The sequence below is a fragment of the Sphingomonas sp. GCM10030256 genome (assembly GCF_042666415.1).
GTDB lineage: Bacteria > Pseudomonadota > Alphaproteobacteria > Sphingomonadales > Sphingomonadaceae > Sphingomicrobium.
On the sequence record NZ_JBHTDI010000002.1, the window covers coordinates 620,574 to 645,858 of the forward strand.

Genomic DNA, 25,285 nt, shown 5'->3' on the forward strand with positions numbered 1-25,285 from the left:
CGAATGGCGGAACAGGCCTGCGTTCAGGTGATTGCCGCGAACTTCTCGACCAGAGTTGTGGGTCCCGAAACGATCAGCAGGTCGCCGTCCGACACCATCGTATCCGGGGTGGCGTAAGTGAAGTCCTGATTGGGACTCTTCACCCCCACAATAGTGATTCCATGCTTGCTCCGTAGAGCCGAAGCTCCAAGTGTCCGCCCAACTGCTTCCGATGGGGCGCAGGTCTTCACGATTGCGAACCCATCGTCGAACTCGATGAAGTCGATCATCTTGCCGGTGACGAGATGCGCCACCCGCTCGCCCATTTTGGCTTCGGGGTAGACGACGTGGTGAGCACCGGTCTTCTCGAGAATTCGACCATGCTGGTCACTGGTCGCCTTTGCCCAGATATCGCGGACGCCGATCTCACTCAGCGCAAGAACGGTGAGTACGCTTGCTTCGATGTCGCTGCCGAACCCCACCACCGCGTGATTGAACTCATGAACGCCCAGTCGCCGCAGTGCCTCGACGTTTGTCGAGTCCGCTTCGACGACATGGGTCAACCGCTCCGCCCATTCCTGAACTGAACCCGGATGAGCGTCGATGCCGAGCACCTCATGGCCGAGCCGGGCGAGCGAAAGTGCGACAGCACCGCCAAAGCGGCCGAGGCCGATCACGGCGACCGAGTCGGGGGAGTGGGGTGATCTAGCCAACGATCGGGCGCTCCTGCGGATAGCGATAGGGTTTGCGGGTGGTCCGTAGGGCCAACGCGGTTGCAACCGTGATCGTGCCCACCCTGCCGATGAACATCAAGCAGACCAGCGTAACCTGCCCCAGCGGCGGAAGCGAGGCGGTGATGCCCGTCGACAGGCCGACCGTGGCGAACGCGGACACGACTTCGAACAGCACCTCGGACAGTCCGAACCGGGTGAGGCTCAGCAGCATCAAGGTGCCGGTCGCCACGATCCCGATGGCTAGCAGCACGACGGTCAACGCCTGCCTCTGGACCTCGGACGAGAGCCGGCGACTGAACGCGGAAGCGTCCGGCTCATCGCGGATTTCCGCCCACACGATCAGGCCGAGAACCACAAAGGTACTCACCTTGATCCCGCCCGCAGTCCCCGCACTCCCTCCGCCGATCATCATCAGGGCATCGCTGACCAGGAGCGTTTCCGGGCGCATCTGAGCGATGTCGACGCTGTTGAAGCCGGCGGTGCGCGTGACGACGGAATGGAAAAAGGCGTTGAGCAGTTTCCCGCCGCTGCTCATCGGCCCGAGCGTGCCTGAATTGCGCCACTCGAACGCAAGCACGAGGAGGAAGCCGAGTGCGAGCAACAGCGCCGTTCCCGCCAACGTGATCTTGGTATGCAACGACCACTTGCGGGGTGTGAAAAATTCTTCGCGAAGCTCGTACAGCACGGGAAAGCCGATCCCACCCAGGATCACCGCAAGCATCAGCGGTACCAAGATGAACGGATCTAGCGCGAAGCCGATCACATTGTCCGTGTAGCGGGCGAAGCCGGCATTGTTGAACGCCGACACGGCATGGAACAGCCCGTTCCAGGCAGCTTCACCCCAAGGCTGATCATAATGTTGTGCGAAGCGCAAGGTCAGCACGGTCGCGATCGCAAGCTCCACCGTCGCGGTTACCAGAAGGATCAGGCGGAGGACCGACGCGATATCTCCCAGGGAAAGCGCACGGGTCTCGGCCTGGGCAAGCAGCCGATGATGCAGCCGAAGCCGCCGTGTGACCAAAAGCCCCAGCATGGTTGCTCCGGTCATGATCCCGAGACCGCCGATCTGGATCATGGCCAAGATAATGGCCTGCCCGAAGCCGGACCAATAAGTCGGAGTGTCAACAGTGACGAGTCCGGTCACACAGACCGCGGAGGTGGAGGTGAAGAGGGCGACAATAAAGGGCGCCCCGCCCGGACCCGCTCGTGAGACGGGGAGCATCAATAGCGCCGTTCCGATCCATATCGCCACGAAGAAGGCGAGCGGCACTAGGCGTGCCGGATTCCTGGTAATGCCGAAGGTCATGCTGACGGGACTGAACCGGCCACAGGCTCCGCCAGGCCGAAGCAGGCGCGCTCCTTTGTGCATCGGCTGACATCTACTCGGTTACTCATCGTTCTCGTCCTCGCTCCGGCAGACGTTCAGCCTGAGAATAGCCAGGGCATGGTCAGGCCTTGTGCAAAGGCCAAGAATGCCACCACGGCAAACGCCAGGACAATGATCTGGTGCCGCTCCGGGATGTTTGCCGAAAGAGCGAGCGCAAGCACTGCCTCCCAAGCCTTGAAAGCGCTTCCGTCCGCTCACGGGACGCGGTGCTCACTCTCCGGGATGTATCAATCAAGCCTGTAGCGCAGTTGCAGGGTGAAACGACCGGACGCGGCGAATGCCCCTGTGGGTCTGATTCGGACATGAGTCACACGAGAATTGCAACCATCTGCGTCGAGCACCGGAAGGAAGGTCCACGTAGCCCCATTATCATCCGAAAAGTCGAGCCGATCGGTTGAACTTGCAAGCCCTCCGTAAACGTACGTAAGGCCTGATGGAGGCTGTCCATCGGCGAAGCGCACAGGGCCGGTGCCCGGCGCTCCAACATCGGTCAGACAAAGCTTCATATTGGTCGGCGTGCGGTCCGAAACCACGATCGTATCAGCATCGATAGGCAGTGGGTTCGGGTTCGCTACCGTCACTACGTAATCGACCAGCGCACCCGGTAACGCCTTCGCATTGATCGTTCCCTCCTGCGCATTACTTGCAATGCTGCTGGTCTTATTAGCTGTGAGTGCAACGGGAGCGACTTGCTGGAAAGCTGCCTGCGCAACCGCAGTAGTTGCGCTTCCAAAAAAGGCTTGCGCCGTGTTGGTGAACGATCCCGCCACCATGGGACGAGATACTTTATACCGCAGTACCACCGTCCCTCCTGGAGCAATGGCATAGCTCCGCCCCAGCCTGCCAACAAAGCTGATGGTACCTGTTGCCCCCACAGCAGGCACAGTACTCGAGTTGGCCGTGGTGACGTCGCTGCCGCTTGCCATACTTTCGAATGAAGTGCCTGCTGGCAGAACGTCCACAATGCGGGAGATGACGCTCGGGTAGCGAGACGGATTGCTTATGGTCACCATGTAAGTCAGGGGAGCGCTAGTTCCCGCAAAGGCCAGTGGCGTGTCGACCGTCTTCGTGATGGTGAAGGGGTTAGTAGCTCCTGGATAGGTCAGGCTTATGCTGCTGGTTCCATCGTAGTTGCCGGTATATTTAATGTTGGTGTTGCCCGAGGTCTGGGCTGCATAAGGACGAGCCACAGTTGAAGAGCCGGCGCAGAGATACTGAAAGGCGTACCGAACGGTGATGCGGTACCCGTTTCCGGTCTGCGCGCTCGATTGAATGAAGTAGAGAGTATCTTTCGTGCCGGCAGGAACACCCGCTACGTTACTGGCCATCACTTCTGTGCCTGCAAGCCGAAAACAACCTGCGTTGAAGTTTTGGCCACCCGCAGGTTGGAGAAAATATTCGTCGTCAGCGGTCGTGCCACCAAAGTCGTAAGCAGCATCGAAATAAACGGTTTGACCAACCACTGCTCCAGGGCCCAGCGTAGCGGAGAGAACATCTCCGCCAGCATTGGAGCTGATTGCCGACCTTATCGCCAATGAGAGCTCAGTCGTCTGGACGCCTGAACTAGAACTTAGCTGCACGGCTGGCGTCACCGTTGCACCAATGGTGCATCCGTAACCTGTCAGCCAGTATACTCCGATGCTTTCACCTGGGTCCAGGCTTCCGACCGCCTGAGCAGCAGGCTGTCCGCCTGTCAGGTATGCGTTCGCATCCAAGCCACTCAGAGTAGCGACGATGTCGTTGACCCGAGCTCCACCTGTATTTCGGATCAATCCCCCAACGTACATCGCAGTTGGTCCCTCGCTGGGACACTTGTTGGAATCGACAGTCAGCGACTGCGAGCCATTCGCGCTGTTCCCCGTTCGAAGCTGAAATGAGAGCTGAGCATTGGCTGGACTCGCAAGGCAGCAAAGCAGGCACCAGAGGAATGCGCGCTGGAGGTTGAACGATGAGAGTTTCACCTCGAACCCTCACGGAGCAATGAGGCGAGTGTCATCTCGTCGAATTTGAAGCGGAAGCTGGCATACGGACCCGAACGGGTGAACCTTTCGTCCGCAAAGTCCCGATCCCGATAACCAACGACGTTATAGCCCAGTACGAGCCAGCCGTTCGTGATGGGTTTGAAACCCATCTGAGGTCCAGCCGACATCCGTAGCGAGCGAGCGTTCAATCCTTGGCGCACACTAGCCGAGGCTCCAACCTCCACTGAGCGCGAGAGCCCAATGCGCCCATCCAAGCTGATGAGGTTGCTCCACCCCTCTGCGTCATCACTGCCATAGCTGTCAGAGACGTAACGGAGGCCCCAAAATGCAGACAACTCCAGATCGCTTCGCCGATTGGAGTAGTTCAGCGTAAGCGAATTCTTCAGCCTAACCGAGGACAGGTGGCCATCGAACAGGTGCTCCTGACCGAGCGCATCAGGATACCCCGCAACAGCGTTCTTCACAGCGTCTCGGCGAAATGCCAGCTTGTTGAGGAAGGAAATGTTGCTCGCGGAGGGGCGGTTGGCCCATGTGAGTTGAGCTGAGCTAACTGAAGTCAGTGCTCCATTCACCAGTTCAGAGTTGTACCACTCGGCAGATCCGCCGAGTGCGCGCCCATTCCCAATCTGGCGTAGCACGCCAAAGATAACGCCTGTTCGGCGCTCGCGGTCTCCATCCCGAAGCTCAGCTCGCCCCGTAGCGCTGAACGGTCCCGCCCGATACGTCGCCCCGGCGGTGACTGCGGTGAAATCTTCTGTGAGACGGCCGCCTCCAATAAAGCCGCCACTGGCAACCGGGTGGAGTGGGTTCACGACCCTGGATGGATCAATGCCCGACACCGTACGATTGCTGTCGAGCGTTAGGTCTACTGACCAACGGCTAGACAGGATGACGCTTTGTGCAAGACCAAGTGCGGCGAAGCTACGTGGTCCATACTCATCGATGTTCTGGACATTTCCGCTAAGTGCAATCCTCGCACCCGCCCACGGCGCAAGATCGACGCCGAGCCGAGCAGTACGGGCGTCCACCGGCCCATTCGTAATCTCGTAAGTCCCGATGAGGCTTGCCCACCGATTGACCGCATAGCGCCCACTAAGCCGGTGGCGGCTTGGAAAATCAATGGTTCCCGTTGAGCCGAGCGGGATTTCGCTGTCTGCACCAAGCTCTAACCTCCCACCAACGAGCCGGGTCGTCCCGCCGATCGTGAGGAGTGTCGAAGATGCGTCGGCACCGTTGGACAGTTCGTCTCTGGCGAGCACGAGCCCAAACCTGCCATTCGAATTCCCTGAGCGGTATTCACCTAGAAGCCGGGTTGCAGTGCGGCTCGCATCCGTCGCGAGCATCTCTTGCCGCCAGGCGCTGCCTGAGAGCGTTACCACATCACTCAAATGAAAGCGGGCATCGAGCCCATACTTTCGCGTGCCGCTCTCAACTGAGTTCGTTTGGCCCAATCCAAAGCCGATCTCGCGCTCACCCGCGTAGGCAAGCGCTTCCACTCGACCATTGCGATGCTGGGCTTCAACCAACCAGGCACTGGCGGTTTTCCCGATATCGTCTGACCGAGTAGCCGCGAATTCAGCGCGAACCTCCGTTGCCCCCGTCAATCGCACCCTGGCGTCCAGTGCGGCAAGACTAGTAGAGTGCCGCCCATCATCGTCCTGAATCGCGGTGACGCCAATTCTGACAGCTTGCTGCTTGGACTGCCACGCAACCCGCCCACCAGCACTCAACCCCTCGCTTCCGACGCCATCAACTTCATAGTCCGCCACGACGAACTGGGGATCCAGACCCGAGCTGCGGCTTAAAATTGGTTCACGGAACCGAACCGTGCCATTTAGGTAGTCTATATCATAGTCGACGTGCCTGCTGAGCAGCCGTTGCTCCACGATCTTCTCAGAACGGAAACGATCGCGGACTTCGATCATGATCCGGTCGGAATTGGCGACGATGCGCCGTCTGGACAAAGCATAAGGCCCGCTCAGGCCGTTGCCTTGAATCTCATCACGATGGTGGTTGGATGCGTTAGCCGCGGCGAAAGCGGTTGCACTGACTCGGGAGGATCGGAACTCTGCCTTCGCGCCGTTCAACGAGCGAACGTACCTGCCTAGGACAGGCTCATCGATGCCGGTCTCGTAATCGCCGAAAAGTGCCAGGAATTGCGGCCGCTCCAAGCGTACGTAGAATTTGCGGACGCTAGCTGCATCGTAGCGACGTTCGGATCGGTCGGCGTAGATGGTGTAATAGTTTTGCGGATCGATCACCCCGGCGAGCCGCGCTTGATCCCGATCCTTTTCATTGTCGTAGGACAGGGTCATCAGCCAGCGCCCGAGCACCCTGCCCTTCGCATAAAAAGCAAGGCGGCCGTCTACGATGTCGTTGGAACTGTCAGGCCCAATCTTCTCCAGATTCTTCTTCAGGCTGTCGAAACCGATCGTTCCCTCAGCTAATCCCACGATAGTCCAAGGACGGTCGCCCGGACTCAGCCAGAAGTCGACCCGCTGCTCGATCCTGGAAGTGCCGTCGCGAAACGGGAAACGGAGCGACACACTGCCCGAGGCGGTCGTGGGCTCAAGCTCCACGAACGCGAGTCCCTCGTCACCATCTATGTGCCAGGTTGGGCGAGCACGTTCGAGGCCGGCAAGCTGCCGCGCCTGTTGAGCGCCAGCCTCCATTGCCGCGACGTATGGTTCAGGCAACTGGAAATCACCCGCGACGCCGTGGTGAATCGGGCGGCCGCCGCGATCAGTAAATCTAAGTGCGATACGTGGCCGATGAATGCCGTCCGCGAGCAAGAGCGACTTCTCGCGAACTACCTCGACCCTGGCGGGAACATCGGAAAAGATGACAGTTTGACGAAGCGTTTCAACAAGCTTGCCGTCGTTGCCGCGCACTTCGGCGGAAAGCTCCGTGGTGCGAGCTTGCAGAGGGATCCCGCGCCAGCTGCTGATCGCAACAACGCCGGCGGCATCTTTCTTCGTTCCATCGTACGAAACTGGCGCGACTAGCTTCCCGCCAGCTAAAAGCTTGACCGTTTGACCAGGGCGATGCTTCACAACGACCCTGGTGACCGGCGCGCGGGGGTTCGTTCCACCTGTCGGATAAAGGAATGCGACGCCAGGCTGCTGTCCAGTAAACCAGTCCCGGTCTGCATCAACCGACCCCGTCAGAACGCGGTCGGGATGACTGGCTGATGCCTCGGTGAGCTGCGGCTTCTCAGATATCGACGGACTGGCGGACAGATGAAAGTCTACGCGCTTCAGATCACCGCCGCGTCCTTCGACCCAACGGGAGGAACCCCGGCCTCCGCTACGCACGGAGGAGGCACATTCGAGAGCCGTAACTCCGGCCGGAAGCGAACCTCGGTCAAGCTGAACGACGTGAGTACCGCGGCTCACACCTTCGAAGTGGAACCGACCTTCATGGTCGCTAACCGCATAGCTCCCATCTTCGAGCATCACGCGCACGCCCGGAACACCCTTTTCTCGTTCAGCATTGACGCACCCGCTGAACACTCGGCCGACAATTGTCAGGCGCTCCGAGTTCCTGTCGCGGGTTACGCGCACCAAGGCGTCCGCAACGTTGCTATCGACAGCATCGACGCTCGCGGTCGCCCGATTGAGAGCGTCGCCTGCGCGTGCGTCAGGGCGAACCTCGAGCACGTAAGAAAGGCGAGTTTGCGCCGCCGCGCCGAGTGAAGCCAGTTGGAACGTCAAGGTTCGTCCGTCGTATGTCGGCTCTGCTGTTCGCGCTCCATCCAGGCGGGCCGACCGGGGCCGGTACCGCATCTGAGCTGGCAGGTAATCCTTCACGGTCACGATCCCGGTAGACCTGCTTTCAGGATTGATGACCTTAAGCTCGTAGCGGACGAGATCACCGATCTCTGCCTCTGATCTGTTGGCGACCTTTGAAAGAAGCAAGCGCGGGGCGGGCCGATCGAGTGGCACGTCCAGCGTGACGGTGCCGGCGCTTTGAAGCGTAAACGTTCCCCCAAAGCTTGCCGAAGCGAGCTGGAAATTAGCGTTGTCTGGCCGATGCAAATTGGAGAGCTCAGCCTGTGTCCTGCTTGACCCAAAAGAGAATGGAGCGGGAGCCTCGACTTGCAGGCGGTATGTTCCTGCTGACACCCAGGGAAACGAGAAGGCCCCGGCAGGGTAGCTGTAGACGTACCCACTTGTATCCGATGTGCTCTGGCCGGTTGTGAGCGTCGACGGGAACCTCGAGGTGCCGTCCAATCCAAATACAATGGCAGGTTGGCCGGTTGCGACATTGATGAGGGTGATGCGAACTCCGGTAACCGGCGAGCCGTCGCGGCTGTCGAACACGTAGGAAACGCGCGGCGTAGCGAGGAAGCTAAGATCGACTTTGTTCGACAGCAGGGATCGGTTCAGTCCGCCTTCGGTCCAGGAGAGGGTCGCGGTATTTGTGATGGAGCGCGTGACCAGGTCAGCAGCCTTCACCGGCGCCGTCATAGGCAGCCCAAGCAGGAGCGCGCAGAGTAGCGCACTCAAAAGCTGGTGGAAGCTCAACCTGGTCACGCGATGACCAATGACCGTTAGTTGATGGTGGCTCGGAACAGGACCGTGCGGCTTTCAGACGCTGGCAGCGACGTGATCGTGCCACTTACAGTGCCCGCGTTGAAGGCTCCCGCCCCCGCCCCGTCTGCATTGCAGACACCGGACGTAACCGTTCCCCCGACCTTAATGCCGAAGGTTGAATCATAAGTTGTCTCCGCGGGCAGAACGTCTGTCACAACCACATTTGTCGCGGTAGCGCCGCCTGACGCGTTCGATACATTAATGCAGTATTCGACGACGGAGCCCGGGATGTTCTTGGGATTGACGGTGCCGTTCACCGGATCGCGAACCACTCGGCTGAGCTTGGTTGCGGAAACGTTGGCGGCCAAGATCGTGTAATCATCTTCTGCGAAGCCGATGCCGTCGCTAGCCGTGTTCCCATTCGCGCTGCTGTCAGCAAAAACAGTGTCCATTCCTGCTGTGTCGGCACCCGCTGTTTGAACAAGCACGGATCCCTGCGTTCCAGCAGTGCTGCCATCGTGGGCTGTTGCGCTCAGTCGGACACCCGCAACGTCGTTAGTCGACCGCCCCAGAGGAACATCCGCGACTACGAACACGGTCACTGTGGCATCCGCAGATAGCTGGTCGAGGTAGGTGATCTGTGTATCTGATGCGGAGTCGAATACGCCATTGGCGTTCGTGTCCCGATAAATGCGCAGATTGCTGACATCGAAGCTGTCGCTGCCGCCGTGCGCGGCCAATCCACCCGCCCGGTTGACTGCTGACAGCGCAAAGTCGAGGGTCGCGTTCGACGAGTTGGTGACAGTAAACGAGGTCACTGCGGAGCTTTGGCCAGGCGAGACCGTAGTTGTGCCGGTGCCGAGTTCGGCCACCGTAAGCACCACCTTGCGATCCACCGTAAAGCTGTTGCTTGCCGTCACCTGGTTTTGCGCAACGCCACCTACGGCATAATCGACGGTCACGCTGTTTGTGATGGTTGTGCCTGCCTGAGTCCCTGCCGCGAAGGCGGGCGCAGGGGCAAGTGCCACCGCCAGCAGACTGGCGTTGGCAAGCCACATTTGCTTGCTACTCATGATGATCCCCGCTTAGGGAGCGCTAAGTGTCGCTCAACTCGCCTGCGCTCCCCTGAAGCGAGTTGAAGAACTACTTCACGAGCGCTTCGAACTTAAGCGTCCCTTGCTCGCCTGCCTCAATCGGGTTTGCGAACTTCCACCGCACGTGCGTGACGTCGGCCATCACCGCCGGCCGCGTCTGTCCAGAGCCATCCATCACCTTAAGGGCACCAAGGCTTCCGAAGATCTTGCCTCCGTCCACCGAAACCATTGCCCCGGCGCTTTCGCCTCCGGCGAAAACCACACCAGCAGGCATGGGATTGGTTACAGCAAAATCCTTTGCAGGCTCGTTGCTTTTGTTTGCATAGGTGAGAACTAGCCGGAGACGGTCACCAGGTGTGACAACCTTGGGATCAACCAGGGACGTCGTCACCTTACCGGATGGTGCTGTCGTAGTTCGTACGACCTTGATTTCGTTGAAAAGGCTAACTTGTGGCGCAGCCGCGGCTGGCGCGGACGCAACAAGCAGCGCTGCAAATCCAATCACCTTGCTGAGCATCTCAATTCACCTTCACTTTGAAAGTCACAGTACGGACGTTGCCCCCGGCAACATCACCCAGGCGGACCGCGATGCCGCTGGCGCCGATCTCACCTGAATCCCCATCGGCCGCATCCGTGAGAGCCGCACCGCTGAGCGTAAGTGAGTTCGGCTCATAGACCGTACCGGTCGGCACAGAGTCAGAGATGACAAGGTTCTTGAGGTTTCCAGACCCGTTCACTGTTGCGGTCAGGGAGTAGGTGATCACCGCACCCGGCACCTGCGAGGTACCGCCAAATGGGTCGAGCACGGATGCGCTCTTCACGAACGAGACACTGGCCGCAGAGACCGCATAAAGGCCGCTGCCCAGCCCCTGGGCGGTCGTTGCGCCCACAACGGCGTCTCCACCGCCCTGCCCTTGGTCGGCGAAGATGGTGCCAGCAGTGCCGCTTCCCGTAACGGCGATTGCCTGCAACTCTACCCTGCCCTGCTGACCGTCGGTGACCGTCGCAGGAATGCTCGAGAGTACGAAGACCGTGACAGACGCGTCCTGCGCGAGCACAGGATCATTAGAGCCGGCTGTGTAAACCGTGTCTGTTCCAGGATCATAAATCGAGTTGCCGTTGCTATCGAGTACGATCGACGTGGTTGTCGGGTCGAAATCATCACCGGCCAGAGTGTCCCGCGCTATCAGGCGAAATCTCTCACTCCCGTTGCCGGCGTTGGTCACCTGGAACATCAACACCTGGTTACTGGCTGAGGGTGTTACAGTGACCGTGCCGCCATTCAATGACGCCACGCTAACATCGAGCAACTCGTCCACGAGAATGTTGACCGGGTTCGAGTTGATATCCGCCGACCCGCCCCCGGGAAGATCGAAGGTCGCCTTGGCGGTGTTCGTGATCGTCGTGCCCGCCGGAGTTCCTGCCGCCACGGCGGGAGCAGCATAGCCAACTGCGGCAAATGCCATGCTGAGCGAACACCAGCTCACGGGTTCAAGAAAACGCCTCACGAAAACCTCCATTTTGGAGGCTCTTGAATCACCGAAACAGGTTAAGAAGTTGTAACGCGAATTTAATGCCGGCTTCACTTCGGTGGATTTGGCGCCGCGATCTCCCGCAGCAACTCGTCGGGGATCCCAGGTTCCGCCGAGAGTACCGCACTTCAAAGCGTGGCATTATCGATCCACCCGTTACGGGTATATTCCTGATCTCGCCTTAACCTTAGACGTTCAATAGCTCCGCTGTGAGCCAAGCAGTGAACGTCAACGCACAGCACGAAGCACGAAACGGTCGTGAAGCGCAGCGGGCCAGCATGTACCTGTCGGCGACGCTGAGGAGCGGGTCGTACTCCGCGCCTATAAAGATCCGGAACATGTCATCCACCGGGGCGCTCGTAGAGGGTGCGTCAATGCCGTTCCCCGGCCAGCGCGCGAAGTTGATGCGCGCCGGGCTAGTCGCTAACGGCATTGTGGTTTGGGCGAGCGACGGTCGATGCGGATTTCGGTTCGACGGCTTGGTTAACGTCAAGCAGTGGCTTGCTTCCACTCGCAACGTCGAACAAAGGCGCGTGGATCAAATTGTTCAACTCGTTAAAAGCGGTGCAGTGCCCCTGCCCTTCGGTTCGGCCGCTCCATCTCAACAAGAAGCCGGCCGAGAAACAGGCGTTGCGGACGAGCTAGCAAGTGGCCTCGCTCAAGCATCTACTCTTCTCCAGCTTCTTGCTGACGAGCTTGCTGACGATGAAGAAGTGATTAAGCGCCATGCACTTCGCCTGCAAAACGTCGACATCGTTCTTCAGATCATGGGTGCGCTCGGCTCGCTTCTGCGCTCAGGCATGGATGGTGAGAGCGAAACCATGACAAAGCTGAGAGACCTTCGAAGGAGCGCCATTCAGTCGTTGAGCGAGCAGAGCTAGGTCGCAGGTCGGATGGCAGACGCGGGGCAGATCGCAATCGGCTTAAACCGTCGATCCGCGCGAATGGCGAAGGATCCCCGATCGAGTTAGCTGATCGAAGGTGACCCGAAGGGCATCCAGTTGTGATCGCAAAAGCTCACTCATGTTTTCCGAACCAAGAGCTTCGATTGGAATCATCACACCCCCGTCATCGTGTTGGGCCACCAAACCCAGCGCCTGAAGCCGCCGGACCTTGCGCCTGACGGTTTCCCGATTAATTCCGGTTGCCGCTGCGATTGAACTCACATTGCACTTCGTAGAAAGCTCTTCAGGGATTTTATTCTTGAGGTCGTGAAGTCGAAGATCCGGCGGTGTCCTCATAGCGCGCTGTGAGCGGATCACTATGATCGCGAGCGTGATCATCGTGGACTCATAATCGAGCGAGTATGCCCAATCCTTTAGCTGGGTCGTTCGCCAGTTTTCCATCATGCGTAGGTTGAGACCCGCGATGGCAACCAATACCAAGCGGCTGTGATCGTCTGCGGCTGTTTGATCAACGACGTATGGCAAGTGATTGGCCTCACGAAGACGCCGCACGGCTTCAATGTTGGGCGGCTAGAAAGAAGCACAAATTGTGCCACGAAGCGAATGATAACCTGAGAAAAACCCGCAAGTTGCAAAACCTTAGGTAACGTCGCCAATCGCAGCAGCGTTCATTGGGAAAGGCAAACACGAGCTGATGATTGGGATCAACGCAGAAGCGGAGCACTTAGCCGCGAAAATCAAGAACCTGCAGAGCGAAATCGCTCGGCTGCAAGCAGATATGCAACCTCCGCAGGTGCACCGCCGCTCGAGCCACAGCCTCGATGGAACGTCCATCCGCAAGATCATTCGCGCGCGCCGTTCCCGCGAAGCCATCTTCGATCGCAACCTGCTATCCGATCCTGCCTGGGAGATCCTTCTGGAGGCCTACGCCGCTTCGGCAGGCAACCAGCGCATTTCGGTGAGCGGCCTGTGCCTCTCCTCAGGCGCTCCGGAATCGACTGCTGCTAGGTGGGTCAAAAAATTAGAGCAGGACCACTGGCTTGTTCGGATTCAAGATCCTTTGGATCGGCGCCGCTGCTGGATGGAATTGAGCGATAAAGCGCACGAAGCGATGGACCGTTATTTCGCAACCTTGGCAGAAGCATTCGCTTCAAGCAGTGCATCTTCAACCAACCGATCAAGCCGATGAAGTGCCAGATCGACTAACGCTCCGATTTCCCCCGGCGCCTTCACATCGTCTAACGTTTGCAGAGCGGACGCGAGTAGAGTTCTCGCTTGAACCAGAGACTCAAACACCTGAACCCTCCCCTTTCGAACGGGCGGGGGTATACTGGCTTCTGCATCGTCAGCCTAGAGACGCTAATCTAGGTTTACCAAAACGGCACAACGGAATTTTTGTCCGCGGTTCTGCTTCTCCAGAAATGGCCTAGCAATTGCTTGCGCGAAGTTTTGGCCGAGGATTACTCGAACTCGATCATTCGGATTTTTTGCTCACGCCCTTTCTCGTCCATGATCGTGCGCTCCACCTTTCTTTGATTCCTCGCCCAGTCCTCCGCCGTGACCCGCACTCCGCTGACCACCTTCAGAGCAGCGGAGGGAGCGCGCACAGCCTTCGTGGACGGAGAGGCAAACAAAGAAGCAAGTATCAATAACTCGATCATGAATCACAGCATGATCGTGGAGCCCTTAAGTGTCGCCTGAGAACGGGCCCAAAATGGAGAGAACGGCAGAGTTCTCGATATTCTGGAGCTGAACGGTCCAAATCAGCGCAATACTCAACCCGTTATTGAGGTCTTTGCATCAGAAAAGCCTAACTCGTTTCCCCACCAACGAGTTAGGGCTCTCCTGCACAGCAGGGGAGCCCTCAATCCTTTGAAGTGTTTGAGCGACCAAGCCTTTCATCGCTTCTGATCCGCGGTCGGAAAGAACGACCCACGACCGCCGGGCATCCAAATGATCATCGAAGCGCTCAACCCAGCCAGCTTCGACCAGCTTGGTAACCCAGCGAAGGGCAGTTGTGGGCGGGACGTCCGTTCGATTGCACGCGCCTGTGACGGACAAACGTACGTGGTTTAGTTCTGCCAAGTATAGCTCGAGAAGTAGGTCCCAGGCAGGTTCACCGAAAAGATCGGAACCAAAAGCCTCGGCCCGGGATCGCCTTAGACGCAGCATCTCACCGACGATCTTTTTCGCCCGAGAATTGAACACGGGGGATGTAAGATCTTCCGGCCCACAAACATCCGGCTCGGAGAGCGATTGTTTAAGTAACTCTAGCTCCCCCTCGAGCTTGGCAAGCTGTTGCCGCGCCTCGACGAGAAAACCCTTTCCCCTCTGGGAACCTTCTTGGTTCATTTCGGCCATGGAATGTCTCCGCTAAATGCTTGTGCACACGGCCGACCAGTTTCAGACAATCATATTAGAGCCGCTTCTGCACGAGGCAGAAGCGGCATCGAGTGTTTCGGCACACCGATCCCGACCCATAAACTCCCGTTCTCGCGCGGTTTCAAGGGCTTGGCCGGTGAGAAATGACCCATTTTGAGGACTATTTCCGGACACTCAGAACGCCCCCCTCAATTTAGAAGGAGTGGCCTGCCTCGCCCGAAACCAGCGCAGAGAGTATTCAGCCTTTTCGCCTAGTCTGGGAGAAGGGCGGCACCAGCAACTGGAACTGAAGTCTCGCCTGCGAGCGCAGCGGAGGGTGGACCGCGACCTCATTAACTCCCGGGTAATTTCCGGGTTTATGCGCATCCCGATCTGGATAGCTTCTCTCATTAATGCACAAGCCAGAACCAACTCCTCGGGGGCGCCGAGTTCGGCTCGACCTTGAGGCTAAGCTGATAAATTCCAACTCGGAAGAGTGGAAAGTTATCGTCATCGACCTTTCGAGCGACGGGTTCCGCCTTCGCGTCTCCGATCCACTCTTTGTCGGTGAGAGCATACAACTAAAGCTGGGGAGGTCGGGTTACGCAGCAGGCGTGGTTCGCTGGATTGAAGGAAACGAGGCAGGCGGCAGCTTCAATTTTGGAACGAATGAGGAGGGCTGAGCCACGCGGCTTAACTCCCGCACAAGCGCTGCATCCCTATTTGTTGCAGGTCGGTCTGTATGTTCCTCGGACGTGGATGATGAAAGCCCAGACCGCGACGTTGAGCGTTATCATAACCGACGATCTCGATCGCTAGCCATCCAGGTCGCCGGACAAACAGACGCTCACCTCGGTCACCATGCTTCAGTGATTGGTCGAAGTGGCAGCGTCCCAAGCAGGACGACAATCCTGGCTAGGATCATAGGGCGAGTGTCGCATGCTTCATCTCCTCGGCCACGAGCGGCCGAAATCTGAACGAGCACGTCGTAGTGACGCCCTGGGGTGAGACTGGCCGCCAGGAGAACGTCCGGACTTCACTAGCGAACTCATAGAGCCGACCCGCGTCGCAAAATCGCTTCTCGGCAACGATAAACAGGCCATAAGCGCAAGTGATTTCATGGTCGATTTCCGCGGGTTGCACCGCCTTGTTCGTCTCGAACAAGAGCAGCCCAGCAATTGGAGGCGAGCGCTTCAATGGCGCTTGCCAAGATCGGTCAACTCCGCTGCAGTTAGCTTGATGTAGTCCCCTCCCCTTTTCCAGGCGCAAGGACCCGACCTTCCGCTTTCGGGCCATCACCCGCCGATCGTGCTTTTGCGATGCCGCCGCCCTGGGCGACGTCGAAGGACGAGACACTCAGCTTGGGCGAAGGCCCATCGCTTCGCCGAGGCGCACTGTCCGTTCAGGTGCCCAGTCCGTGTTGAAGGCAATGGTGCCCTTCCTAAACAGCATCACGATCGTCGAGCCGAGAAGGAAGCGGCCCATCTCCTCACCTTTCCTCAGGAGGATTGGTGAGTCGTCGTAAGTCCATTCGGAAACCTTGTTGGTGCGCTTCGGATTGACGACGCCGTGCCATACTGTCGCCATGCTGCCGACGATCGTGGCGCCTACCAGCACCATCACAAACACGCCGTGTTCCGACGACTCAAACACGCACACCAGCCGCTCATTACGCGCGAACAGGTTCGGCACGCCGCGCGCAGTGACCGGATTTACCGAGAACAGCGTCCCCGGCACGTAGATCATGCGCCTGAGCGTGCCGTCGCAAGGCATGTGGAGGCGGTGGTAATCCTTGGGCGACAGATACAGGGTCGCAAAGCTGCCATGGCGGAACTCGGCGGCCAAAGCAGAGTCGCCGCCGACCAGTTCGGTGGTAGTGAAACGGTGTCCCTTTGCCTGCAGGATGTGGTGGTCGTCGATCAAGCCGAACTGGCTGATCGCGCCATCCACCGGGCAGATGAAATCGGCGTTTGCTAACGGACGAATACCGGCTTTGAGCGGGCGGGTGAAGAAATCGTTGAAGCTTTTGTAGCTTCCGATGTCGGTATTCTCCGCCTCGTTCATGTCGACGCCGTATTTGTGCACAAACCATCGGATAAGTCGCGTCGTCATCCGGCCTCCTTGCGCTCCGGCAATGCGGCCGGCGAAGGTGGTGAGACGCTGCTTAGGCAGTAGGTGCTGAAGTAGGACTTTCAGACGATCAGACATTGAAGCCTCGAAAAATGACACGCTCATTAAGATGCTGGAGCACGAGTGATCAGCGGACCCGATCGGATTTAGCGCGCGCAGGTGCTAGATCAGAGTTCACCCAGACGCCCGGTACGTTGCAACTCCGGCCGCCCTTCTCGGCGCCTCCAACCTCTTCGTATTGGCAGCAAGCCCGCGACGGGCAGAAGCACGGCCGCTCCCCGATCAACGAGGATAGAAGGCATAAGCCGCGTTTGCTGAACATGACAGACCTCGGCCGGAGTTGTTGCTCACGATGCTAGGAGCAGTACATGAGCGCGCGTTGCCGTTTGGCGGCGAAGGACCGCGCCTAGCCCGTTGAAAACTCTGCTGAGATCAGCGCCCATCGTTACGGTGAGCACAGCCACGCACTGGCCCCCTTGCCGAAACGGCAGCAGGGCCTAGAGGGCTGAGGCCTCAGGGCGCCTGTCAATCAGCTCGACCTGAAGAACTCGCCATGGAGTCCGGCCGGTGAGCTTCAAGGATAATTCTCCCGATCCCTTGCAGAACCTGGTGCTCGGCGATGGCCGGCTGGGGCGGAACATGTCGGGGGAGGCAGTGCGGCTCGCGTTCCAGCAGGTCGCTGCCGAGCTTCGCGAATTGTACGACTATGCCGAGGGCTTGCTCGACCTGGCACAGGGCCCGGCTGGCCTGCCGGGACTTGGCTTCCTGTCGCCGAGCGAGTTCGGCGCTCAAGGGGATGGCGTCGGGGACGATCGCGCAGCGCTTGTAGCTGCCGACGCGAACCCGAACCTTCCCCTGGGTCAAGGCATGGTCCTGACCGAACACCACCGGGTTGGAAGCGACCTGGTGATTAATCGTCCGCTCATCGCTGGCGGCGGGCGGTTGGTTGTGCCGAACGGGGTCACGGTGACGGTTGCCGGGCCGGTGGTCGCGCCTCCGATGCAGATGTTCGAGTGCCTCGGCTCGGGACGCGTGGCCCTGTCCCCTGCTCACAATGCGTTCGGATATCCGGAATGGTGGGGAGCTGCGCCTGGCAGAGATGCGACCGCGGCGATCCGGGCAGCGCTTGCCGCCCTGCCGACCGTGAAGCTGCTCCGCCGGGATTATGTGGTCAGTTCCACCGTCCTTGTGCCGCCCTACACACGGCTGGAAGGGACGGGCCCGATCTACGAAGGGACGACGGCGACGCGCCTGCTGGGCGTGGGGCCGAACATGGATGTGGTTCAGCTTGGGAGCATGACCTACCCGGGCAGCCTTAATGCTCTGGAGGCGGGAGCTGAGGTCGCTAACCTGTTCGTGGGGCGCAACGCCGCCCCGGATGCCGGATCGAACTGCACGGGCGTGACCGTCGGCTTTTCCCGCTTCGCGCGGGTGGAGAATGTCTGGTCGGACGTCAGCATCCGCTCCTTTCGCATGTTCGGAAGCGTGGCGGCGATCCTTCGCGACTGCCGGGCGAAAAGGTCGGTGGCTGCCCGAGGGGCCGGCGATAGGTGGATCGGCTTTCATGTGGACGGCACGTCCCGGCTGGAGGCGGCTGGCTCGAATGCATCGCTACACCTGATAGGCTGCTCCGCGGAGCTCAATGTCCCCATCGCGGCGTCGACCGGCTATCGGATCGATGGGCGGTTCACTGACGTGTGGCTGCGCGACCCGGAGACGGCCGGGGCGATGAGCGTTGGGATCGACGTTCAGGGCGACGAAGCGGGAAGAAGCGGGGTCGCCGCAAACACTAACCTCTGGCTGGACCACCCAATCATCGATCAGACCAGGGCTGTCGGCATCCGGGTAGAGAACGTGAACCGCTGGGGATCGGTGAAGATCAGCGAGCCCTACACTGGCGCGGCCAGCGGCAATGCAATCCTCCTGCGCAATTGCCATGGACATGTGGGGGTGTTGGGCGGGCAAGTCCGGGCCAACGTCTCGTCCGCGTCAGCGGTGATCGTGGAGGACTGCCGGGCGCCGACGCTGACCGACCTGCATGTCGCTGAGTGCCGCGGCGTGGCGCTGGTGCTCACAAACGTTACTGGCGGCAAGTTCGACCTTATTGTGCAGAACGTCAGCGCCCGGGCGGATGCAGCCGTGCAACTGGTGTCCGGATGCACCGGGAACATCGTCACACTGGCCGCAACCGGTGAACCGGGGCGGATCGGGCGCGGGGTCCAGTCGCTGAGTGCCAGCAACGGCAGGAATGCGTTTGACCTTACCCGGATGCTTCCGGGCGCCGTCTCGACCACCGTCGAGCGCAGAGCCAATGCGGAGGCGGGCAGCCGCTTCGTGGGGGACGTGCCCGCCTGAGGCCGCTTCCCACCAAGGATAGCCCGGTTGCCGCCGCCAAGCGCAAGAATGATGGCTCAACTGTGCCGTTCATGCCAAACGGAGCACTACGAACACCCGCGAAGGTCTCGTACGACCACCACAAGAACATGACAAAGTCTCCAATGGATCGAACTCACACCCTTAGCCTGGATGTCGCAAATGGGTGGAACCCGGACATTAGCCCAAACCCTCACTGCCATTTCCACGGCCGCGCCTAGGACGGCAATGCGCCTTAGGGTTGCTGCTTGGATCGGACGCGCCAGATGAAATTGACCCCGGTCAGCGCTGGCGGCAGGGCTGCAGTCAGGTAGCAAAACCCTGTAGCGTGGAGATGACCATACCTGTTCTTCCGCCGTGTTCAGCGCGGGATTTCAAGCGCGCGGCCGGCGCGGTGGTCGACGGCGCCCCCCCTTGTCCCGAGCATGCTCTTGACGAGATGGGGCAGCGAAGGTTGATGCGCAAAAAATACAACCGGGAGCGGTGAAGCAGCTGCACGGCAACCGAGCGAGCCGTTCCACGTTGGAACACTGAGACGTTCGAACGACAATCTGAGTGAACCGATGCCGACCAAAGAATCCCGCCGCCTCCTTGATCAACTCGAACAATCCAACGCCTTGCTCAAGGCTGACCTGGAGCGATGCAAAACGTTACTGCAAGAATGTCGAAGCAAGTCCGCGGCGAACTCGAACAAGAAGGGCGAGCTCGACTACGGGGCCGACTAAGGAGAGTCTGCTTAGATGTGTCCGACACTGGTCACTTGTCTGTTGACTGCCTGTCGTCCTCAGCCAGCCTCGACGCAGCACGTGCTGAGTAACGAACCGACAAGCCATAGTGGGCATCGGCGGCCTTGTTGCTTGTAGAACGCAGTGACCGAGCAGTTTCTTCCCGTGCTCTGCGCAGCAGATAGTCCGTTTCTTGGTCCATGGGATAGCTCCTCATGCCTAGGCTAATCGGAGCAGACGGCACTTTCATTGCATTAACGTTAAGCTGAGACGCGCATCGGATATGAAGCGGCAAGATTGGTCCGCATCCGGATGCCAGTGCTCTAGTCCTTCGAGCCGGATTGGCCACCTCGCCGAAAGAATGCACTTTTGTGCTGTGTCGCGTGCCCCTCTGCTCCAGAGGGGCTTTCCCTCTCCGGAGGGGCGGCACACCAAGTTCATGGCCCCGCTCTTGTCACCTTCCCGAGGGTAGGGCCATGCATAACAATGTTTGCTTCTGTGATGGGCCTTGGTGTCAAGCTGTCCCGGTTATGTCCTGCCGCTGGTTATCTGCTTGTGTTCGTGGTCAGCTTGGGCGCTGCCACATCATACGGTCCGAGGAAGCGGTGAGCCTATCTTTGGGGCGGGAAAGTGACTTTGCTGGCTACCATTCTACGACGATCGGCCGCCCTGCTCCCGCCTGACAGCCCATCTGCTGCTGGACAGGGTAGACCGCAGCTAGCCAGATCCTCGAACTAGATTAGCTCAGGTCTTGTTATCAACCGCATTGGCGGCCGAGTTCACGTCCTCGGCAGCTCCCCGTGCCGTGTTGCAGGCGGCAACCCCCAGAGAGCAACAAATGAGAGTTAGGGCGAGTAGTTTGCGAAGCATGTTCGGTCTCCTACTTCCGCAATGGAAACGCACCTACCGGTGGATCGGGTCCAGCCCCAATGTCGGCAACAGGTGGGAGGCATACATTACGGGACTTCGATGTTGTGCTCGGTTCCGGCTGGATGCTCCATTCCGGGAGATGCGAGCCGTGGCCTGCTTGTGCTGTCTCGTCTCCGAAAACTGTTCTCAGAGCCACCCTGCTCGTCTGAAACGGACGAAGAGTACAGCACATGCGACAGCGATTACCGCAAGAACTCCAAAATAGCCGTAGCGCCAGGTGAGCTCAGGCATGTTCTGGAAGTTCATGCCGTATATTCCTGCAATAGCGGTTGGAACAGCGAGGATGGCGGCCCAAGCGGCAAGCTGACGCGTAGTTACGCTTTGCCTCTGCTGCTCAAACAGCATGCTAAGCTCAAACACTGAGCGCAAAATGTCCTGCAAGGCGTCTACGCGAGATCCCAGCCTCTGGAGGTGATCGAGAACGTCCCGGAAATATGGACGCGCGTCTTCGTCAATGTTGGGAAGGTCGATGCGAACGAGACGGCCGCAGAGTTCAGCCGTGGGGCCGAGAACCCGATGGAAGCGCACGAGCTCGCGACGAAGGCTAAACAGCCGGCCAATCTCTGTGCGGGTGAGGAAAGAGGCGGACGCTCGTTGCTCGAGGGCGAGCGCCTCCTCCTCAATGTCCTGAACAATGGGCACGTATCCGTCGACTATGAAGTCGAGGATGCCATGGAGAACATAGTCCACCCCATGTGCCAGAAGGCTAGGTGCTGATTCAAGCTGCTGCCTTAGCTTCGTATGTGGCCGGGCGGAGCCATGTCGAACCGTGATGATGTGATTACGGCCTACAAAGATCGCCGTTTCACCATATTCAATTGAGTCACCGTTAAGCGCAGCAGTCTTGGCGACGACGAACAACTGATCGCCGTACACTTCGAGCTTAGGCTGTTGATGCGCGTTTGCAGCATCCTCGATCGCCAATGGATGCAGGCCATAGTACGCCTGCAGCGAGGCTAGCTCTTCCTGCTTGGGCGTTTCCAGACCAATCCAGACGAACTCACTCCGGGGGCCACAGGGGTTCGCTTCGTCCACCGCGACTGACCGGACCCGCTTCCCTGATTCGTAGAGGTATGCTGCTCGTACAGGCATTGATTCGTGACCTTTGTCGAAGTCTTCGTTCAGAAGATTTGCGGCAAGTTCGCCGATGCCAGCACGATCGGGGCGAAGCCGATCAGCGTCCCCGCAGCAAATGTCGTGGCGTGCAGGGGCGCCATCGCAGCACCGGCTGTAACAATTGCATGTGGCACCCCGATGATCCGCAAGCCAATCAGGTACCACAATCCGCGCGCGCGGCATTCCGCGTAAACACGGTCGAGGCGCGATCCCAGCAAGCGAGGAAACCTGGAAACACCATAGCGCCTCAGCACCAAAAACAGGAGCTGGCTACCTGCAAGCAGACCTAGAAGCACGGCTCCGGCAGAAGCGAAAGGTCCCAGCAGCGCTGCAGACACCAGAGACAATGGAACAATGAACCCAGGGATCCCGAGGCCGCTTAGAGCCATGGCGGAGAGAAACACTGTCGCGGTGAGCAGTCCCCTGTACTCTATCAACGAAGCGAGGAATGGCAGGAATTCGGTCAGCATTTTTTCGATCATCGCGATAACGGCAACTCGTTGAAGGGAGAGACCCCTCGCTGTCGAACAGGTCGAGTGTCCACGAGTTCCCCAACAACGCCGCCTTTGATCCCTCGTCTGGTGGTGCGCAGCTATTTCCGCAAGCAGGCGAGGATCCGGAAGGCGACACTATCGGCAGCTTCGTGGTGTACCCCATGTGGAGGTCAGCCTCTCAGGGATCGATACAGCCGCTTCAAGGCGTGCTCACCCCGGGGAACGGGTCAGTTCCCGCTCCACCCCGGGTGGCCTTTAGATGGGCCCCGCGTGCTCCGCAGCGGCTGCAGATCAGGCGGCAGGCCAGCGCTTCCAGCTGAGTGTTTCAGCATCTCAGCAGTCAGTAACGAGCAAACCTCTGCGCGACGAACGCGCGCACCTTGTCGCAGGTCCGGTAGGCTACCCGTACGTTCGCCTTGGCGGCGCTGGGCTAGGCAAACGTTCAGCTTGAAGGACCTATCAGTTTGCGGTGCCTGCGTTGGCTGCCAGACAGCCTACCGTCCTTTGCCCTTGAAGCTTTACGAACGGATGGACCAGACGAACGCGCTCGAAGTAGTTTAATCCATTCAGAACATCGTTGATTTGCTGCTGCTCTTCAGCGTTGAAATACCCCGTCCATCCGTTAACCACACCGCGTCGGGTTTTCAGGCTTTCCACATCTCCCTGAATGCCGCCGCCAAGTTTATTGCGCTCGTTCATCTTACCGTTAAGGGCCGTTTCTACTCGCCGCATGTTATCGAATCGCCCGGCGCGGACGGCTTCCTCAATCTTGCGGGGCGTCGGAACCCGGCGCACCGCGAACTCAATCACTCGCTTGATCTCATCCGCCGTGGCGCTGTGCAAATCCTCGTAAGCCACGGAAAGCCCTGCTTCGGACGTGTGGAGAGACTCCAGCCAGTGCAGGTTGTACCTCGCAATTTTTTCCAATCCGTACCGACGATCAAACACGAATTCTCGGAGAGAGCCGGCGAAGCGGTAGCGCTCTTGTAGGCGCTTGGTCGCTTCGAAATAGCTGGATACGACCGTGTCCCTAGGGTCCCGAAAGAGGAATACTATTCGGTGCTGCTGCCACGCCGATACCTCGGCTGAGATCTCCTCAAAAGTGAGCGCCAGTTTGTTTTTGGCGCCCGCATGATCATACATTAGGCGAACGTTCGCCTGTTCCAACATAAACCTGAGCCAGGTCCGGCCTGACTTTGGATAGGAAATTACCACGACATCTCGCGAGCTTCGACATCTACGATCGATTTCATACCAAGCATCCGCAAACCGACGTCCGAATTTTCGGATCTTGAAAGCCATGCTTGCTCCCGGTCCTGCGCATCACGCTTCAAGGAAAGCGGACATCAGCCTTCCCGATGTTTAAGCCTCTTTCCGGCTAGCCCAGCGAACGGCCATAAAGGGGGGGAAGCGGGCAAGGCAACTAGCCCCCTTCTACACGCCGCATTTACGCAAAAGCAGGAACTCGTAGTCGGTACCGTCCCATCGATGCTCAATGACTTGTCGGTCGACAACAGTCAGCGACAACTCAAAAAGCAGGCTCTCAAGCAAGCCTTGGGGGTGGTTCTGGAGCCCGTGGCGCATGGCACGAAGTTCGGACAGCCTAGTGGCGAGAACGAACGCTCGCCACGGATCCCAGCGGTTCAACAATGCTAAGATGCGAGGGCGATAACGAACGCCAATCAGGATCTTGTCGCGACTGACACGGGTGAGTTCGGCGAGAACCTGGCGAAGCCCCGCCTCATCGATCCAGTTAAGAAATCGAAGGCAGGTGACGACGTCGAAGTAGTCGTCGGGAAAGGGGATTTTGCGAATGTCGCCCTTCGCCAACCAGATCCGATGACCGAGGCTTGAGCTAAACGCCTGAGCCTCGCGCAGCATGTCAGCAGAGGTGTCCAGGCCATGCACATCAAAATCATGCGCAGCGGCAATAGGTATAATTCGGCCTGTTCCGATCGGTGCATCCAAGTGCCGGGCACCAGGCCGAACGTGTCGCAGCAGCGCCTCAGCGGCCTTATTCTCCGCCCACCATTTGTGCGCTAGGGCGCGGCGCGCCACGTACGCTCTCGCCTTGCTCCCAAAGTAAGCATGCGACAGGTTCTCGAAGTCCATGCGCGCTCCGCGAAATCTCGAGCGGTAACTTAGTACCACAGGGAATGGAGCTACCATTTGGTTCTAGGTGGAACAGCCTAGTGTGGTGATACGCGCGAACGAGGAGTTAGGCAGGGGAGTCTAAGCGGCAGAGAACAAGAAACGGCCGCAACCACCTGCGAGCCGTCCGGCGCTTATTCCTCCGCGAGCAGCAGCTTGGCTGCTGTCAAACCCAACACGGCACCCACGAGTTGCGCCGCAACGAAAGCCGGAACATCGGAGGGCGCTATGCCCGAGAAGCTGTTCGTCAAGCTTCGCACCACGGTGATCGCTGGGTTGGCAAAGCTGGTTGATGATGTGAACCAGTAAGCCGAGGTGATGTAGAGCGCCACGGACGCGGGAACGAGCGTAGGCCGGTGCCGTGCGGTGGCCAGGATGGTGAGCACCAAGCCAAAGGTCGCGACTGCCTCACCCAGCCACTGACCAACACCTGTCCGGCTTTTGAGCGAGTACTCCCAGAGCGGCATGTTGAACATGACGTGCACGGCCAGGGCACCGATCAAACCTCCCGCGATCTGAGCGAAAACGTAGAGGCCAGCATCACTCCAGCGGATATCCCGCCGAAGTGCCATGACTAAGGACACGGCAGGATTGAAGTGCGCTCCCGAGACGGGTCCGAGCATCGCGATAAGTACGAACAGTATCGCTCCCGTCGCCAGCGTATTGCCGATCAGAGCTACGGCTGTGTTTCCCCCCGCTAGAGCCTCGGCCATGATCCCGGAGCCGATCACCGCTGCGAAGAGAAAGAAGGAACCGATGCCCTCCGCCGCAAACCGGCGACCCAGGTTGCTGGTCCTTTCGATCGCCTCAGCCGGCTGCTCGTCACCGGCACCGAGCGACCGTTGCATGTAGACCGT

Annotated in this window: 20 protein-coding genes; 4 read left to right on the forward strand and 16 right to left on the reverse strand. The window is 59.1% G+C overall.

From position 1 onward, the window contains the following. Positions 1-23: 23 nt before the first annotated feature. The 7 genes from ACFQPG_RS10875 to ACFQPG_RS10905 all read right to left on the reverse strand — a co-directional run bounded on the left by ACFQPG_RS10875 (position 24) and on the right by ACFQPG_RS10905 (position 11,231). Complete coding sequence (locus tag ACFQPG_RS10875) at positions 24-692, reverse strand: potassium channel family protein (protein ID WP_380812981.1); 669 nt, start codon at positions 690-692, stop codon at positions 24-26. Beyond that, on the reverse strand, positions 685-2,019 hold the full coding sequence (locus ACFQPG_RS10880; RefSeq protein ID WP_380812984.1) for a TrkH family potassium uptake protein: 1,335 nt from the start codon (positions 2,017-2,019) through the stop codon (positions 685-687). The genes ACFQPG_RS10875 and ACFQPG_RS10880 overlap by 8 nt, the downstream gene beginning before the upstream one ends. Before the next feature lie 308 nt (positions 2,020-2,327). Continuing rightward, positions 2,328-3,563: a hypothetical protein gene (locus ACFQPG_RS10885; protein WP_380812987.1), complete on the reverse strand. Its 1,236-nt coding sequence runs from the start codon at positions 3,561-3,563 to the stop codon at positions 2,328-2,330. A 494-nt stretch (positions 3,564-4,057) separates the two neighbouring features. After that, on the reverse strand, positions 4,058-8,551 hold the full coding sequence (locus tag ACFQPG_RS10890) for a hypothetical protein (RefSeq protein WP_380812990.1): 4,494 nt from the start codon (positions 8,549-8,551) through the stop codon (positions 4,058-4,060). A gap of 83 nt (positions 8,552-8,634) precedes the next feature. Then, positions 8,635-9,690 (reverse strand): hypothetical protein, encoded by a 1,056-nt coding sequence (locus tag ACFQPG_RS10895; protein ID WP_380812993.1) that lies wholly within the window; start codon positions 9,688-9,690, stop codon positions 8,635-8,637. Positions 9,691-9,760: 70 nt separating this feature from the next. Next, positions 9,761-10,228 carry a hypothetical protein gene (locus ACFQPG_RS10900; protein WP_380812996.1) on the reverse strand — a complete coding sequence of 156 codons (468 nt, stop codon included), beginning with the start codon at positions 10,226-10,228 and terminating at the stop codon, positions 9,761-9,763. Position 10,229: 1 nt separating this feature from the next. Then, positions 10,230-11,231, reverse strand: a complete 1,002-nt coding sequence (locus tag ACFQPG_RS10905; protein WP_380812999.1) for a hypothetical protein — start codon at positions 11,229-11,231, stop codon at positions 10,230-10,232. A 386-nt stretch (positions 11,232-11,617) separates the two neighbouring features. On the opposite strand from ACFQPG_RS10905, the gene ACFQPG_RS10910 reads away from it, so the two are divergent. After that, complete coding sequence (locus ACFQPG_RS10910; RefSeq protein ID WP_380813002.1) at positions 11,618-12,124, forward strand: hypothetical protein; 507 nt, start codon at positions 11,618-11,620, stop codon at positions 12,122-12,124. 42 nt (positions 12,125-12,166) lie between these two features. Here the strand turns inward: ACFQPG_RS10910 and ACFQPG_RS10915 are convergent, their stop codons facing one another. Next, positions 12,167-12,700: a hypothetical protein gene (locus tag ACFQPG_RS10915; RefSeq protein ID WP_380813005.1), complete on the reverse strand. Its 534-nt coding sequence runs from the start codon at positions 12,698-12,700 to the stop codon at positions 12,167-12,169. A gap of 142 nt (positions 12,701-12,842) precedes the next feature. Between ACFQPG_RS10915 and ACFQPG_RS10920 the strand changes: the two genes are divergently transcribed. Further along, complete coding sequence (locus ACFQPG_RS10920; RefSeq protein ID WP_380813008.1) at positions 12,843-13,337, forward strand: hypothetical protein; 495 nt, start codon at positions 12,843-12,845, stop codon at positions 13,335-13,337. Between the two features lie 271 nt (positions 13,338-13,608). On the opposite strand, the gene ACFQPG_RS10925 is transcribed toward ACFQPG_RS10920, so the two are convergent. Further along, positions 13,609-13,809: a hypothetical protein gene (locus ACFQPG_RS10925; RefSeq protein ID WP_380813011.1), complete on the reverse strand. Its 201-nt coding sequence runs from the start codon at positions 13,807-13,809 to the stop codon at positions 13,609-13,611. Positions 13,810-13,948: 139 nt separating this feature from the next. Then, a complete protein-coding gene (locus tag ACFQPG_RS10930; protein ID WP_380813014.1) occupies positions 13,949-14,509 on the reverse strand; it encodes a hypothetical protein in 561 nt (186 codons plus the stop codon). 413 nt (positions 14,510-14,922) lie between these two features. On the opposite strand from ACFQPG_RS10930, the gene ACFQPG_RS10935 reads away from it, so the two are divergent. Then, positions 14,923-15,192 carry a PilZ domain-containing protein gene (locus ACFQPG_RS10935; protein WP_380813017.1) on the forward strand — a complete coding sequence of 90 codons (270 nt, stop codon included), beginning with the start codon at positions 14,923-14,925 and terminating at the stop codon, positions 15,190-15,192. A 673-nt stretch (positions 15,193-15,865) separates the two neighbouring features. Here the strand turns inward: ACFQPG_RS10935 and asd are convergent. Further along, on the reverse strand, positions 15,866-16,621 hold the full coding sequence (asd, locus tag ACFQPG_RS10940) for an archaetidylserine decarboxylase (protein ID WP_380813019.1): 756 nt from the start codon (positions 16,619-16,621) through the stop codon (positions 15,866-15,868). Positions 16,622-17,206: 585 nt separating this feature from the next. Between asd and ACFQPG_RS10945 the strand changes: the two genes are divergently transcribed. Then, positions 17,207-18,994 (forward strand): hypothetical protein, encoded by a 1,788-nt coding sequence (locus ACFQPG_RS10945; protein WP_380813022.1) that lies wholly within the window; start codon positions 17,207-17,209, stop codon positions 18,992-18,994. A gap of 1,799 nt (positions 18,995-20,793) precedes the next feature. On the opposite strand, the gene corA is transcribed toward ACFQPG_RS10945, so the two are convergent. From corA to ACFQPG_RS10970, 5 genes are all read right to left on the reverse strand, one after another. Beyond that, positions 20,794-21,759, reverse strand: coding sequence for a magnesium/cobalt transporter CorA (corA, locus tag ACFQPG_RS10950; protein ID WP_380813025.1), 966 nt, complete (start codon positions 21,757-21,759; stop codon positions 20,794-20,796). Positions 21,760-21,788: 29 nt separating this feature from the next. Then, positions 21,789-22,265 carry a VTT domain-containing protein gene (locus ACFQPG_RS10955; RefSeq protein WP_380813028.1) on the reverse strand — a complete coding sequence of 159 codons (477 nt, stop codon included), beginning with the start codon at positions 22,263-22,265 and terminating at the stop codon, positions 21,789-21,791. Positions 22,266-22,736: 471 nt separating this feature from the next. Next, complete coding sequence (locus ACFQPG_RS10960) at positions 22,737-23,579, reverse strand: sulfotransferase domain-containing protein (protein ID WP_380813030.1); 843 nt, start codon at positions 23,577-23,579, stop codon at positions 22,737-22,739. A 132-nt stretch (positions 23,580-23,711) separates the two neighbouring features. After that, on the reverse strand, positions 23,712-24,389 hold the full coding sequence (locus ACFQPG_RS10965; protein ID WP_380813033.1) for a class I SAM-dependent methyltransferase: 678 nt from the start codon (positions 24,387-24,389) through the stop codon (positions 23,712-23,714). Positions 24,390-24,562: 173 nt separating this feature from the next. Then, a complete protein-coding gene (locus ACFQPG_RS10970; RefSeq protein WP_380813152.1) occupies positions 24,563-25,213 on the reverse strand; it encodes an MIP/aquaporin family protein in 651 nt (216 codons plus the stop codon). Between the last annotated feature and the right edge of the window lie 72 nt (positions 25,214-25,285).